This window comes from bacterium (assembly GCA_026708055.1).
Taxonomy (GTDB): Bacteria; Actinomycetota; Acidimicrobiia; order Acidimicrobiales; family CATQHL01; genus VXNF01.
Map to the genome: position 1 here is coordinate 1 of JAPOVS010000036.1, position 14,050 is coordinate 14,050.

General features: G+C 69.7%; 11 protein-coding genes. 2 read left to right on the forward strand and 9 right to left on the reverse strand.

What is annotated here, in order from left to right; genetic code table 11:
* The first annotated feature begins 236 nt into the window (after nt 1-236).
* Both OXG55_06975 and OXG55_06980 read left to right on the forward strand, forming a co-directional pair.
* Entirely contained in the window at nt 237-470 is a 234-nt protein-coding gene (locus OXG55_06975) for a ribbon-helix-helix domain-containing protein (GenBank protein ID MCY4102986.1), read from the forward strand.
* Nucleotides 464-892: a PIN domain-containing protein gene (locus OXG55_06980; GenBank protein MCY4102987.1), complete on the forward strand. Its 429-nt coding sequence runs from the start codon at nt 464-466 to the stop codon at nt 890-892. The genes OXG55_06975 and OXG55_06980 overlap by 7 nt, the downstream gene beginning before the upstream one ends.
* A 173-nt stretch (nt 893-1,065) precedes the next feature.
* Here the strand turns inward: OXG55_06980 and OXG55_06985 are convergent, their stop codons facing one another.
* The 9 genes from OXG55_06985 to ugpC all read right to left on the reverse strand — a co-directional run bounded on the left by OXG55_06985 (nt 1,066) and on the right by ugpC (nt 14,047).
* The gene (locus tag OXG55_06985; protein ID MCY4102988.1) at nt 1,066-6,831 is read right to left on the reverse strand and encodes an MG2 domain-containing protein; all 5,766 of its coding nucleotides are present in this window, start codon (nt 6,829-6,831) and stop codon (nt 1,066-1,068) included.
* Between the two features lie 466 nt (nt 6,832-7,297).
* Nucleotides 7,298-7,588: a muconolactone Delta-isomerase family protein gene (locus tag OXG55_06990; GenBank protein ID MCY4102989.1), complete on the reverse strand. Its 291-nt coding sequence runs from the start codon at nt 7,586-7,588 to the stop codon at nt 7,298-7,300.
* On the reverse strand, nt 7,581-8,801 hold the full coding sequence (locus tag OXG55_06995; GenBank protein ID MCY4102990.1) for a CoA transferase: 1,221 nt from the start codon (nt 8,799-8,801) through the stop codon (nt 7,581-7,583). Before OXG55_06995 ends, OXG55_06990 begins: the two co-directional genes overlap by 8 nt.
* Entirely contained in the window at nt 8,791-9,312 is a 522-nt protein-coding gene (locus tag OXG55_07000; GenBank protein ID MCY4102991.1) for a MaoC family dehydratase, read from the reverse strand. The genes OXG55_06995 and OXG55_07000 overlap by 11 nt, the downstream gene beginning before the upstream one ends.
* 100 nt (nt 9,313-9,412) lie before the next feature.
* The gene (locus tag OXG55_07005; GenBank protein ID MCY4102992.1) at nt 9,413-10,564 is read right to left on the reverse strand and encodes a hypothetical protein; all 1,152 of its coding nucleotides are present in this window, start codon (nt 10,562-10,564) and stop codon (nt 9,413-9,415) included.
* On the reverse strand, nt 10,561-11,370 hold the full coding sequence (locus OXG55_07010) for a glucose 1-dehydrogenase (GenBank protein ID MCY4102993.1): 810 nt from the start codon (nt 11,368-11,370) through the stop codon (nt 10,561-10,563). Before OXG55_07010 ends, OXG55_07005 begins: the two co-directional genes overlap by 4 nt.
* Nucleotides 11,371-11,481: 111 nt before the next feature.
* The gene (locus OXG55_07015) at nt 11,482-12,354 is read right to left on the reverse strand and encodes an SMP-30/gluconolactonase/LRE family protein (GenBank protein MCY4102994.1); all 873 of its coding nucleotides are present in this window, start codon (nt 12,352-12,354) and stop codon (nt 11,482-11,484) included.
* A 38-nt stretch (nt 12,355-12,392) separates the two neighbouring features.
* Nucleotides 12,393-12,905: a VOC family protein gene (locus OXG55_07020; protein MCY4102995.1), complete on the reverse strand. Its 513-nt coding sequence runs from the start codon at nt 12,903-12,905 to the stop codon at nt 12,393-12,395.
* A complete protein-coding gene (gene ugpC / locus OXG55_07025) occupies nt 12,902-14,047 on the reverse strand; it encodes a sn-glycerol-3-phosphate ABC transporter ATP-binding protein UgpC (protein ID MCY4102996.1) in 1,146 nt (381 codons plus the stop codon). Before ugpC ends, OXG55_07020 begins: the two co-directional genes overlap by 4 nt.
* Nucleotides 14,048-14,050: the final 3 nt, after the last annotated feature.

A 14,050-nucleotide genomic window follows, 5' to 3' on the forward strand; every position in this document is an offset into this window, starting at 1 on the left:
GACAGGTTCGGGCGGCGGACCCGGTTGTAGCGGTGCTTGACCGCCTCGGAGACGATGAGGTTCTCCAACAGGAACCCGCGCATGCAGAATCGGACTCTGCATCGAGCCAGCCAATCAGCTCTTCGACCGGGTCGGCAGCGTGCAGTTCGACGCCGAACCGCCTGCGTTCGAATGGAGCGATGACACTACTGCAGTTTGATGCTGTATCTGCCGCATCAGGATGTTAGGCTCCCGACGTGCGCACGACACTGACACTGCAAGCAGACGTGGCCGCTGCCGTGGAGCGACTGCGGCGATCCGATGGCATCGGCGTGAGCGAGGCCGTCAACCGCCTCGCCCGCGAGGGCCTGACGAAGGCGCAGGCTTCTTCGTCGTACGAACATGACTCCTACGACATGGGCCAGAAGCTCGATGTCACCGATATCGGCGACGTGATCGGCCTGCTGGATGAGACCGATCCGCCGTGCTGATCGATGCCAACCTGCTGCTGTACGCCACCGACGGTTCCTCGCCGCACCACGAGCGGGCGGCGCGATGGCTGGTCGCGGTGCTGAACGGCCGCCGCAGGGTGGCGCTCCCGTGGCAGACCATCGGAGCGTTCCTGCGTATCGGCACCAACCCGCGCATCTACTCCAATCCCCTGACCACCGCGCAGGCGTGGGGCTGCGTGCGGCGCTGGCTCGACGCCGAACCCACCTGGATCCCGCCGCCGACGGCACGCACCGCCGCCATTCTGGGCGACCTTGTTACCGAACACCACGTGACGGCCAACCTGGTGCCGGACGCCATGCTGGCCGCACTGGCCATCGAGCACGGCCTCACGGTCATGAGCGCCGACACCGACTTCGCCCGCTTCGCCGAGACCCGCTGGGAGAACCCACTCACTGCGTGACCGCCGTGCCCTCCCCGGGTCCGTGTGCCCGGAATGCGGTCCCCCTGCCTCACCCGTCAGCCCGGAGAAGCATCTCGGCGTCACCCACCGTGGCCGCGGCGGCTGAGAAGTAGCCGGCGCCCTACTGGTCACTCGCGTGCCGCGCAGCCAACTTGGGGCACTCCCGGAACGGCTCAGCGGCTGTCCTGGACGATCACCCTGTCGGTGGCGGAGCGGCCGAAGACTTCTGGTGCGTAGATCTCCTCGGCTCTGGCGGGGGGTACGACGAAGGAACCCGGCGTGGTGGCTCGGACGACGTAGCTGTACTCGTGGGTTCCCGCCCAGAGATACGACGCGAAGGCCTCGGCACGGTCGTCGCGCAGGTTCTGGTGCCGGTACCAGGTCCACCACCACCAGCCGCTGTCGTCACGGACGTCGACGTCGCCGGTCACCGCGAGCGCCGGGTTGAGAGGCTCGAAGCCGGCGGCCAGGGGGTCGATCAGCGCCATGTTGGTGCGCCGGCTGTCGTTCACCATGGTCACGTTGACCCGCACCTCGGTGCCGGCCCGGACATGCCAGACGCCGTCGTCGTCGAGCCGCACGTCGCCGGGGTCGCCGACCGCCTCGTAGCTGCGCTGCACCACGAAGCCGCGGTCCAATGGTTCCAGATCCAGGTCGTCGGGGGCGTAGCGCAGGCCGAGGCGGTAGTAGAGGCGGCCCTCGCCGACCTTCTGGACGACGAGATCGGTGTCGCCCGCGTCCAGCAGCTCGGCCATCGGTATCAGCGTGGCGCCCCGATCGGTGCTGCGCCCGGCGAAGGTGTGCTCGGCCGCGTAGAGGTCGCCGAGCCACACCCGGGCGACGAATTCGGGATCGGTCGCCTCGAACGTGTCGAAATACCGTTCGAGGGCCAACAGGATGAACGTGTTCTCCTGGATGTTGTTCCAGCGTCCCCGGACCCGGTGGCCCAGCAGACCCGCCACCACCTTGGGGATGAGATCCGACACCGGCGCCATCGTGATGAGCGCATCGAGCACGATGCCGTCGGTGCGCCGGTCGGAGTGCAGCAGCAGGTAGGCGTCCTCGCCGTAGTCGGTGGCGAACGTGGCCGCCCCGGCACCCTCGACGGCGCGGTTGTTCACGATTCGCCCGATCTCGGCTTCGATGCCGCCATCGTCGACCACCGGCCAGATCCAGGCCAGCGCGTCCAACGGCAGAGCCTCGCCCCGGCGGCCCCAGAGGGCGCGGGCATCGTCGGCCACGCGCTGCCGGTCCAGTGAGCGCACATGCAGCGCGTAGGCCAGCAACATGTCCCCGCTGCGCCGGCTGTAAAATGCCGGGATACGGCTCTCGATGTCCTGCAGGTACCGGCGCCCGTCCTCCATCACCCTGGCCTGAACGTCGAAGCCGTTGTTCTTGGCAACGACGAGCGCGTGCATCGCCTGGATCGACGAGTACGGGCGTGAGTCATGGTCGCGCCACAACCACCCGAAGCCGCCGTCATAGTTCTGGAGAGACGACAGTTCGGTGATGTCGCGGCGCACTGTGGCGTCGAGTTCCTCCGGGCCGGGGAGACCTTCGGCCTCGAAGGCCCCCAGCACGTCCCGAAGCGCGGAGACAGCCATGATGCGGCCCGCGTAGGCGTCGGAGCTCGCATACCTGTAGTCGGCGAGGTACAGCACAGCGTCGGTGAGGGCGGACAGCGCGGTCGAGGAGGTGTTGACCTCGAGTCCGCCGAACTGCGGGATCACGTCTTCGGGGGCGGCTATCGGCTGGATGACCGCGCCCCGGTCGACCACCCCGTAGGTGGCGAAGGCCTCGCTGGTCGCCGGGGTGTACACGGGCAGGGACACCTCTTGGGCGTCGGCGTGAGCGGCTGAGACCGCCGCGGCGCGGAGCCGGGCCACCCCAGGTGCGTTCGTCCGGGCCGGGAACCGCACCTCGACCCGATCGTTGGCCGGAACTGTGATCCGCCTTCCCGCCGACCCCACAAGTTCCAGGTTGGAGGTCTGCACGACCACATCGACCTCCACGGCGGCGTCGGTCTGGTTGTGAACCACAACCGGCAACTCGAAGCGGTCGCCGTAGTTCAAGAACCGGGGCGCCGAGGGCCGAACCTGCAGCGGCAGCCGCGCCGTGATGGCCGACTCGGCCGAACCGAAGCGCTTGGCGCCTTCGACCGCCACGGCCATCACCCGGTAACGCGTCAGATTGTCGGGCAACTCGAACTCGACGGTCACCCGCCCCTCGGCGTCGGTGACGGCGTCCGGGTCGAACAGCGCCAGAGCATCGAGGTTCCGGCGGACCTCGACCAGGGGTCCGGAGGCCCCGTCTGCGACGGCGCGAGGTGCCGGAGCGGGAGCCGCCGCGGCCTCTGCCTGGGCGACAGTGGCCTCATCTTCGGCAGCAGCGGCCTCGATCCGGTCCTCCAGCCCCTCGGGGCTCTCGAGCAGGATCGTGCCCCTGATGATGCGCGCCCCCAGCAGGCGCACGGACCGGGGACGGTAGAAGACCTCGATGGGATCAAGCAGTTCGTATCCCGCGACGGCCAGCACCGCCTCGTCCACGGCAATCAGAAGGACGTTGGCACCCTCGACCGGATCCCCGCCGGCATCGTTGACCTCCACCGCGATGCTCGTGGAGGCGCCGGGCCGAACCACCGCCGATGCGGGCGTGGCGGTGACGTCGAGGGTCCGCTGCACGGGTGGGACCCGCAGCACGATCTCCCCGGACGCGTGGGCAGGTCGGGGAGGTGCGCCGGCAAGGACCGAGCCGTCGTCGGCGGTCCTGTCCGTCGTGGCGACGAGATCGACCCGCAGCCGGAGTTCGGGGACGTGCTTGTCGCTGATCGGCACTTCCAGAACCGCGGCGTGGTCGGTCACCTCGAACGTGCGCAGCTCGACGATCCGGTTGTGCGTCACGGTCATCAGCCCGGTAGCCGAGGCGAACGGTGAGGCGACGAGGATCTCCGCCACGTCACCGGCTGCGTGGGTCTCGGCGTCGGGAATCAGTTCCACGGCCTCGAGTTCGACGTTGCGGCTCGGCACGCCGGCCAACCCGCCGGTCACCCAGCGGGTCACCTCGGTGCGGCTCGTTCGCCCCGCGTCATCGACGACATGCGCGGAGATGCGGTAGCGGCCGCCCGCCGCCGCCTCGAACTCGCAGCTCACCGGCTCCAGCCGGGAGGTGGTCTCGCAGGATTCGGCGTCCAGAGCCTCCTCCACCCACTCGCCGGCGACGTACTTGTGGACGATGCGCGCCGCTGTCACCGAGACGGCTCGGTCGGCTATCGGATTGCCGTCCACGTCGGTGACGACGGCCTCGATGTCGATCCCATCTCCGATCCTCACGAAGGTGCGGTCGGAGCGAACACCCACATAGCGGGTCGAGGAATGCACCAACAGGTCCGTCGCCGACGCCCACCGCTGGCGGTTCACATCGAGCACCTGCGCCTGGGCGTTCACCGCCGTGGGGAGACCGTCGCCATCGCCTTCGAAATCCATGCGCAGGTAGTGGCTCCCCGTGGAGTCGGTGGTCCCGGAGAAGTACTCCACCTCCGGCGCGGTCCAGTCTCGGTCGAGATGCCACCATGGCCGCCATACGCCGAACGTGAAGTCGTTCCAGTTGGGCGGGGAGTACGACGCCTGCCGGGCGGTGACGGTCCATATGACCTCTGCGTTGGGGAGGGCGCCACCGGAGAAGTACCGGGCATCGACCGCCACCGCCGCCGGCTCGTCGATGAAGTGCGGGTCCGCCGACTCGGTTCGTGCCTCCACCTCGAACTCGGAGCGGCGGAACTCCTGCACCTGGAACGAGTGGGTGTGGCAGCGACTGGTGTAGTAGTAGCAGCGATCGGTGGTGCCCGGGAGCCGTAACTCGATCGAGCTCCAACCCAGGTTCGCGCCCTCACTCAACTCGACGGTGAGATCGAATCCGCCATGGCCATCGGTACGGATCTCACCGCTGCCGAGATCGTTGCCGCGCGGGCCGACGGCCGTGTAGGCGATCAGAGTCCCGCTGGGGAGGAACTCCAGATCGCCATCGCCGCTCCAATCGAGATTCCGCACCCAGCCCTTCAGGTGCAGAGTCTCACCGGGGCGGTACATGCCGCGATCGTCGGTGGTGTACCAGATGACTTGATCTGCGGGCGGGCTCTCCTGGATGCGCACGGGTACGAGCGCCCGGTCATCGCCCAGGGATGCGACCGCCGTCCGGACGTCCACCGAGTCGGAGGACACCAGAGCGATGCCGTTGGCGTGGCTGACGAGCCCGATGTCCCGGGAATCGAGTTGGATCTCCACTCCGGGCAGCGGGTCGCCGGAGCGCAGATCGGTTGTCCACACCGCCAGCGTGCGGCCGTCGGTGACGAGGTCGACGCCGATGTCCGTGTCCTGAACCCAGGCGACCGCCCGAGATCTGCTCGGATCGCCGTCCGATTTCCCTCGGGGCCTGCCGACCCCTTCGACGGTCACGACCACGTGACCGTGCTCACCCTCGAGGGCACTGGAGAGATCCAGCCGAACCTCGGTGAGAGCGCTGCCGTCGATCCCGGTGTCAACGGTCTCTTCCGCCGTCAGCGGCCACGGAGCGTCGACCAGCGTGAGGTCGTTCGCGTCGAGGAACTCCCGCCCGAAGTCCTCGAACCGCTCGTACGACCGGTAGTCGCTCGGATCCACGGCATAGAGACGCACGCGGAGCCGCTCCCATTGGCGCACGATGACCGGGGTGGTCTGCTTCTCCGCGAACGGGTCGAGCGTGACGAAGTGCCCTCCCGGCGACCAGATCAGCGGGCTCGCCTCTTGGATCTCGAACTCGACCGTCTCGGGCTCCCCCAACGTCTGACCGAATACGTCGCCCAGCGTCGCGGGGATCACCACCTTGTAGACGGTGCCGCGCACCGTCGGACCGCTGACGGACAACTCGTGCCCGAAGACCGAGATCGTGGCACCCGGGATTTCAGGCGTTACGGAGAACTCGTCGGCAACCAGAGTTGCCGGGTCGAGCGGATTGTTGAACCATGCATCTAGGGGTTCGCCCGGCCAACACGGCCATCTCGCACAGCTGCTGTCCAGTATCCGCAACGGCGCGTAGGTTCGGGCCTCGGTGGTCGACGAGTCCCCGCTGAGGTTCGGACCCTCGGCCGACGGCACGTTCGGGCCGACGGTGATCCGGATCGCCGAGTCGGGCTCGAGCGGCGAGACCGGCCCGAACGCCACCCACGTGCCCTCGAGCGCCTGCTCGACGTAGTACCTGACGGATTCGTCGGCCTCGATCTCGGCGGCGGTGGCCAGGCGGATCTCGCGCTCCTCGCCGCCGGCGACCAGAGTGACGGCTCCGAGCACCTCGGCGGGTTCGACTCGCTGGTCGAACACGGCCACGAACACCGGTTGAAGGCCCAGGGACTCGTGCTGCGGCTCGAGCCGCACCAGGCTCGGAGTCGGCGTCTCGAAGGTGGCCCGGAACGCCGTGGCCAGCTCACCGCCCGACTGCGACCTGGTCCCCGCCGGAACCTCGACGGTGTAGCTGGTCGCCATGGGCAGGCGATCGAGGATCTCCTGGTCGTGCTCGAAGCGGAGCGTGCGGGTGCCGATCCACTGCCAGCGGCCCGGCAGCGACGGCGTCATCCTCACAGGAACGTCGAGGACTTCGATCTGGCCGAGCGTCGTCAGCGGGACCATCGGCTGGTTGAAGGTGATGCTGACGAAGGGGGCGATGCCCACCTCACCCTCGGGCTGGACCCTCAGGACCTCCAGCGGTCCCGGATCGACAGCCGGTGCTGCGATGTCCGGCCCGGCCGGGAACGGCTGATCGACGGTCCGGCCGGTGCGGGGCGGCGGTAGCGATGCGGCCGGACGGTTGAAGTCAACTGCGCCAGAGTCGTCGCCCTCCCACGAGGGCAGCCGGTCGATCACCGCGCGGATCTCCTCGTCTCCCAGCACGAGGCCCTCGGCTCGCCTCACCGTCGGCGGATCCTCGCCGTCGCTCTGCCTGCCCTCGCTCAGGTGAATCGTGAAAGGATCGTCCTCCTCAGTTCCGGCGTCGCCATGAGTCGCAGGTCTGGTGACTCCCGGAGCCACGAGTGTCGGAGCTGCCGGGGCCGTGAGTGTGGAAGCCGCCGCTACCGGCTGCAGGGGAATTTCCGGAGCCGGAGGTGGGGACGCGCCGGCCAGCCCGCCGCCCTCATCGGCGGCCTGCTGCCCACCGTCTGAACAGGCACCGGCCAGCAGCGCAGCCACCAGACCGATCACCATCCGACGCCGCAGAGAACCCCTCATTATTCAGCGCAGTCTTGGGAGAGTGCTGAGCAATCCACTGGAAGCGCTGGTCGGGCGGCTGAACCTTGGAATCCGGCCCCGGATCGAGTCCGGCGCAGGCTCTTCGCCGGAATGACGGGGAGGGCCCTCCGCGGCATTGCTCATCGGGCTCCTAGCCCGGGTCGTTGGGGTGACCGGCGAGGGGAATGACTTGGATGTCGAGCCAGGGAAAGAAGGGCAGTGAGGCCAGGGCGGCGTGGAGTTCGTCGGGCGAGTCGGCGCGCCAGACGCCCCAGTTGGCCCATTGGCCCGGGACGCGCCAAAGCCGCCGGATGACGCCCGCTTCGACGAGTTCCCGGCCGCGCGCCCGCTCGGCGGCCATGAGCTCGTCACGCCGGACGGGGTCGCCGTCGGGCGGCCAGTCGACCTCGATGTGGACCAGGTACTCGGCTGCGTCACTCATCGGTGGCCTCCTTCACGTGGCCGGACGGCGGGGTCTCGCCGGCCGGATTCTCGCCGGCCAGTTCGGCCAGCACGTCGTCGGTGTCGGCTCCCAGCGGGCGCCCCGCGAAGTTCACCTTGCCGGGCGTGCGCGACAGGCGCGGCGACACGGCCTGCATGACGATGTCCTCGACGGTCGTGAACAGGCCGCGCTGGGTGAAGTGCTCGTCGGCGAACAGATCCGCCATGGTGTAGACGGGGGCGATGGCGGCGTCGGCCTCCTCGAAGCGCCGGATCACCTCGGCCGCGGGTCGCTCGGCGATCCAGCCCGACACGAGAGCCTCCAGGGCGTCGCGGTTCTCGAAGCGCCCGTTGAACGTGACGAAGCGCTCGTCGTCGCCGGTGCCGATGAGATCCAGCACCCGGTTCGCCACCGTGTCGCTGGAGGCCGAGAGCGCCACCCACTCGCCGTCGGAGCACCGGTAGGTGCCCCGCGGCACCGAATAGGGGATGCCGGCGCCCAGGCGCGGCTGCTCATAGCCGAGGTGGGCGAACGCCGAGGGCAGCGGGCCCATGACGTGCATCAGTGCCTCCACCAGCGAGAGGTCCACCACCTGACCCTTGCCGCTGCGGCGCGCCTCCCACAGCGCCGCCAAGGCGCCGAAGGCCCCCAGCGTGCCCGTGAGTTCGTCGGTGAGCGCGACCGGCGGCAGGAGCGGCTGCCCGCCGGCCTCGCCGCTGATCGCCGCATAGCCGCTGAGCGCCTCGGCGAGGGTGGCGAAGCCGGGCCGCTGGGCGTAGGGGCCTTCCTGGCCGAAGGCGGTGACGCGCAGGATCACCAGCCGCGGGTTGCGCGCGAGCAGCACATCGGGCCCGAGGCCCAGAGCCTCCAGCTTGCCGGGCCGCAGGTTCTCGACGAGCAGGTCGGCACCGTCGATCAACCCGAACATGGCCTCGAGGCCCTCGGGGGTCTTGAGGTCCAGCACGACGGCGCGCTTGTTGCGCCCTGCCAGCTTCCAGAAGTAGGAGTCGCCGTCGCCGTCGGGCGGCATCCACCCCAGCCGGCGGACCGAGTCGCCGCTCGGCGACTCCACCTTGATCACGTCGGCTCCGAAGTCGCCGAACAGCCGGGCGGCGCCAGGGCCGGCCACGACCGTCGCCATGTCCACCACCCGGACGCCCGCCAGCGGCCCGGCGCACTCCCCGGCCCCGGGCGCGGCCCCCTCAGCCGCCATCTGTGGATCGGCGCGGCAGCAGCACCGAGCGCTTGTAGGTCGTGACCACCTCGCCGTCCTGGTTGCGGCCGACGGTCTCGACGGTGACGATGCCGGCGTCGGGACGCGATCGGCTGGCGCGGGTCTCGAGCACGGTGCTGGCACCGTAGAGGGTGTCGCCGGGGTATACGGGCGCCGTGTGGCGCAGGTCGGTGGTTCCCAGGTTGGCCAGCGCCCGCCCCGAGATGTCCGGCACGCTCATGCCCAACAGCAGTGAGTACACGTGCGGGCCGGCCACCACCGGGCGCTCGAACGGGCCCTGGGTGCCGTCGAAGTGCGCCGAGTCCACGTGCAGGGGGTGCACAGCCAGGGTCAGCATGCAGAACAGGTGGCTCTCGGCCTCGGTGATGGTCTTGCCGGGCCAGTGGCGGTACTCGTCGCCTACCTCGAAGTCCTCGAAGCAGCCCCCGAAGCGCCGCTCACGCGCCTCGAAGACCCGGCCGCCCGCGGGGCTCGCCACAACGTTCATCATTCCTCCGGTGCCGCCGAACCCGGCGCACACTCCGTCGATCCCACAGCGCGTCCCGACGAGGCCGGGTCACACCGCACCGGTCCCCGCAGGTCGCGCTCCATCAGCCCTCCAGCGCCGCGGCCTCGTCGATGATGCCCGCCGGGTCGTGGTGGGGCACGCTGCGCAGCCAATCGGGGTTGACGAGCCGTCCGAAGCCGGGCTCGTCGGGCAGCGGATCCATGAGTCCGTCGCGCACCACCGGCTGCCGCAGCGAGTCGGCGAACTGATCCACGCCGCTGCCGACGATGCCCCACTCCAGCGGAAGGTCGGGGCGGCCCAGGCCACCGAAGATCTGGGCGTGCTCGAGGGCGTTCATGTGCGGGGCGACCTGCATGCCGGCCGCGTCCGCCTGCGCCAGGATGTCGCCGATCGAGGTGATCCCGCCCATCGTCGTGACGTCGACCCGCACGAAGTCCACCGCGTTGTGAGCAACCAGCGACTCGGGATAGTGCGCCCCGCCCTGCTCGTCGCCGAAGGCGATGGGGAACGGTGAGCGCTCTCGCAGCGCCGCGATGATGCGAGCGTTGCCCGGTGCGAAGGCGTCCTCGAACCAGCCCAGAGTCATGTCCAGGCTCTCCAGGAAGGCGACGGCATCGTCGACGGCGTTGAACACCCAGGCCCCGTCGCACCCCACCCAGAGGTCGTCGGACACCGAGGCGGCCGCCTCCAGCCGGGCCTTGGAGCGCACGACATCGGGCGCCATCGGCAGCTTGACGCGCCGGTAGCCCCGCTCGTACAGGTCGGTGACCTGATCGATCACCTCGGCGGGGCCGATGGAGGGCGGGTAGCCGGCGATACCCGTCACCGGCATCGCCACGTTCGAGCCGCCCAGCATCTGCGCGATGGGCAGGCCGCGGCGCTTGGCCTCGGCATCCCAGACCGCCAGGTCGACGATCGACAGCGCCCGCAGGCCGATCCCCCCGACCAGGCAGGACAGGTTGGAGCGCTGCACCGAGGCGAACGCCGCCTCGGGCGCATCGGTGGGGCGTCCCACATAGCGCGGCCCGATGTAGTCATGGATCATATCCGCAATCGGGCCGTCGCGGCTCAGCGTGAAGCCGTACCCGCATACGCCGTCGCGGGTCCGCACCCGCACCAGGCCGAACTCCCGGTACTCCATGACCCAGTCGCCGAAGCGGATCACCTCCGGCACCGGGGCGCGCACCGTCAGGGCGTCCACCGCTTCGATCTGCCGTCCTCGTTCGTCGCTCATACGCAGAGATACCCCCCGTCGACGCTCAGTATGTGCCCGGTCACCATGGATGCGGCATCCGACGCCAGGAAGATGGCCGGGCCCACGATCTCCCTCGGCAGTCCCCGGCGGTCGATGGGGGTGCGGGCGGCGATGAACTCGCTGGTGTAGCTGCGCTTGCGGTCCGAGGCCAGCACCAGCGGCGTCTCGAAGATGGACGGCGCCAGGGCGTTGACCCGCACCCCGTGGCGGATCCACTCCAGGGCCAGGCTGCGGGTCATCTGGATGACGCCGCCCTTGCTCTGCAGGTAGGCGGTCGTCTCGGGATAGGCCCGGCTGCCGCCGATGGAGGCCATGTTCACGATGGCGCCCCGGCCCCGCTGGATCATCGTGCGCCCCACGATCTGGCACGACAGGAAGGTGCCCCAGAGATTCAGCCGCACGACCCGCTCCCAGACCTCGTCGGGGAAGTCCTCAGCGGGGTGCCGGGCGGCCGTGCCGGCGCAGTTCACCAGGATGTCGATGTGGCCGTGGGCCGCCAGCACCTCGGCGACTGCGCTCTCCATGTCTTCCCGGCTGGTGACGTCGGCCTCGATGAACCGCAGCCGCCGGCCCTGCTCGGCGGTGGCGGCCACCAGCCGCTCGGCCCGCGCCGCGTCCACGTCCAGGAACGTCACCTCGGCACCGCAGTCGGCGAACCCCACGGCGATCGCCTCGCCGAGCCCGCTGGCCCCGCCGGTGATGAGCGTGACCTTGCCCGACAGGTCGAACAGGCCGCCCACGTAATCCGTGGGGACGGTGACGGCGACAGCGTCGGGATCGCTCACGGGTCCTCCCTCGTGTCGGTCCAGGACGGGCGGCCGGACACTGGATTCCGGCCTGCGCCGGAATGACGGATCTTCAGTGATCCGAACAAGCAAGCCATTCGGGACGACTCCCTACTCGTCGCCGTCGATGCGGGCGACGCTGGGGTAGAAGCAGCCCACGCCCCGGTACGGGGTGCGTAACCTGCTGAGGTGCCAGCGCCCCAGGTTGGGGAACACGAGCACGTCGCGGTCGTCGCCCGTGAACACGCAGTTGGTCGGAGCGGCGATGATCGCGCCCCGGGGGTCGGTCGCCAGCACCTGCAGCCCCGTCTCGGCGTGCCACACGAAGATGGTGTCGGGCCGGTAGCAGGACACCACGAGCGACCCGTCGGTGGTCTCCACGATGCCGTCGGGGACCGCCAGCCCCAGGTCGCACAACTCCCGCCGCGCCCCGGCCGATCCGCCGGCCCCGATCGGGATCTCCACGATGGCGCTGGGGTAGCTCTCCACAATCCACAGGCGCGAACCGTCGGCCGACACGGCGCAGCCGTTCGGGAAGTTGACCGACTCGGTGCTCCACACCTCGGCTTGCGCGCCGGGGCGTTGCACCCACACGAAGCCGTTCTGCTCGCCCCAGCCGCCGGAGTCGGTGAGGTAGTAGTTGCCGTCGGCGTCGAAGGCCCCCCAGTTGGGTACCCCGAGCGACTGCTCGTCGTTGCCGGTGCAGAAGGCGCTCCGCTCGCTGCCGTCGGGGCTGAATCGCCACACCGTGCTGTTCACCAGGTCGATGGCGTAGACGTTGCCGTCGCCGTCGGCGGCCAGCCCCAGCATGAAGCCGCCCGTGTTGGCGATCTCCCGCGGCGTGTCGTCCGGCTCGATCACGTAGAGCTGGCCGGCCTCGCCCCCGCAGTAGATGGTGCCGTCGGGCGCCGCGCAGATGCCCTCAGCGTGATCGAGGCCCTCGGCGAAGTTCTCGACATCGGTCAGCGGCACGATGGGTTCCATGTGCATCCTCCTTGGTTGGCCCGGACAGAGCGTGCGCGTCAGCGCGGCGTTCCGTCGAGATTGCGCTTCGTCTCCACGAGTTCCACCCGGTAGCCGTCGGGGTCGATGAGGTAGATGGCCAACGCACCCTTGTTGGGTCCGACGGTCGGCGAGACCGGGTCGCTCACGGACTCCACGCCGGCAGCCTTCAGGCGCTCCCACAGCGCCTCGAACCCCTCCACGAACAGGCAGATGTGGGCGGTGCCGGGGTTGCCGTTGGACGGGTCGATCTCGTTTCGCTCGATGTTGCGGTACTCCAGGAGCTCCAGGAACACGCCCACCCTGTCGTGGCGGAGCACCGCGGCGTGCATCTCGACGGTCGGGTAGCCCACGAGCTCCCGCAGGTACTCCTCGGTGCGGACCCAGCGGGCAATGACCTCGTAGCCCAGCAGGCCGTAGAAGGCGATGGAGCGATCCAGGTCGGCCACGGTGACACCCGCATGGGAGAAGCCGCAGACGGCGCCTTCGGGAGCCTCGGTGGCGGGGTCGGTCATGGTCGCAGCGGTTGTCATCGGATTGTCCCTCCCGACTCGATGTCGAACAGATGCAGGCCGGTGCCGCCGATCTCCAGCGCCACCTCCTCGCCCGGCGTGAAGACCCGATCCGAGCGCACCCGCGCCACAAGTGTGTCACGGGGCGGCGCATCGGGATCTCCCGGATCCACGCCGGAGAAGTCGCCGGCCAGATGCACGTAGGTCTCGGGCTCGACGAGCTCGGTGAAGCGCACCCTCGCCCGGGGCAGGTCCTTCGAGGACACCGCCGGGTCGCGCAGCAGCAGCGACTCGGGCCGGATGCCGGCCACCAGATCGGCGCCCTGGGGCGCCGAGGCGCACAGCTCGGCCGCCGCCTCGGGAACGGCGACGGAGCCGGCCGCCCCGAAGTCCAGCATCGGGCCGCCCGCGGCTCCCGCGCCCACCTGTGCCTTGAGGAGGTTCATGGAGGGGCTGCCGATGAAGCCGGCCACGAACAGGTCGGCGGGGCGGTGGTACAGCTCCTGGGGCGTGCCGACCTGGCGCAACTCGCCGTCGTTCAGAACGGCCACGCGCTCCCCCAGCGTCATGGCCTCGGTCTGGTCGTGGGTCACGAAGACCGTGGTGACGCCCAAGGTGGCGTGCAGTTGGGCCAGCTCGCCGCGCATCTGCACCCGCAGCTTGGCGTCGAGGTTGCTGAGCGGCTCGTCCAGCAGGAAAGCCTTGGGCTGGCGCACGATGGCCCGGCCGATGGCGACCCGCTGGCGCTGGCCACCCGACAGCGCCGCCGGGCGCCGCTTCAGATGCTCGCTGAGTTCGAGGGTCTCGGCGACCTCGGTCACCCGCCTGGTGATCTCGGCGGACGGCACCTTGGTCTGGCGCAGCGGGAAGGCGATGTTGGCGAAGACCGTCATGTGCGGGTACAGGGCGTAGTTCTGGAACACCATGGCCACGTCGCGGTCCCGGGGATGCACCTGGTTCACGATCTCGCCGTCCACGAGGATCTCTCCGGCGGTGATGGCCTCCAGGCCGGCCAGCATCCGCAGCAGCGTGGACTTGCCGCAGCCCGAGGGCCCGACCAGCACGACGAACTCCCCGTCGGCGATGTCCAGGCTCAGCGAGGTCACCGCCTCGGTGCCGTCGCCGTAGACCTTGGTGACGTCGCGGAAGGAGATCTCGGCCATGAA

Excerpts from the sequence above, each read along its gene's own strand:
- OXG55_06990 (MCY4102989.1), bottom strand. The coding sequence starts at position 7,588 with ATGAGTGACGCAGCCGAGTACCTGGTCCACATCGAGGTCGACTGGCCG.
- OXG55_06995 (MCY4102990.1), bottom strand. The coding sequence starts at position 8,801 with ATGGCGGCTGAGGGGGCCGCGCCCGGGGCCGGGGAGTGCGCCGGGCCG.
- OXG55_07000 (MCY4102991.1), bottom strand. The coding sequence starts at position 9,312 with ATGATGAACGTTGTGGCGAGCCCCGCGGGCGGCCGGGTCTTCGAGGCG.
- OXG55_07005 (MCY4102992.1), bottom strand. The coding sequence starts at position 10,564 with ATGAGCGACGAACGAGGACGGCAGATCGAAGCGGTGGACGCCCTGACG.
- OXG55_07015 (MCY4102994.1), bottom strand. The coding sequence starts at position 12,354 with ATGGAACCCATCGTGCCGCTGACCGATGTCGAGAACTTCGCCGAGGGC.
- OXG55_07020 (MCY4102995.1), bottom strand. The coding sequence starts at position 12,905 with ATGACAACCGCTGCGACCATGACCGACCCCGCCACCGAGGCTCCCGAA.
- ugpC (MCY4102996.1), bottom strand. The coding sequence starts at position 14,047 with ATGGCCGAGATCTCCTTCCGCGACGTCACCAAGGTCTACGGCGACGGC.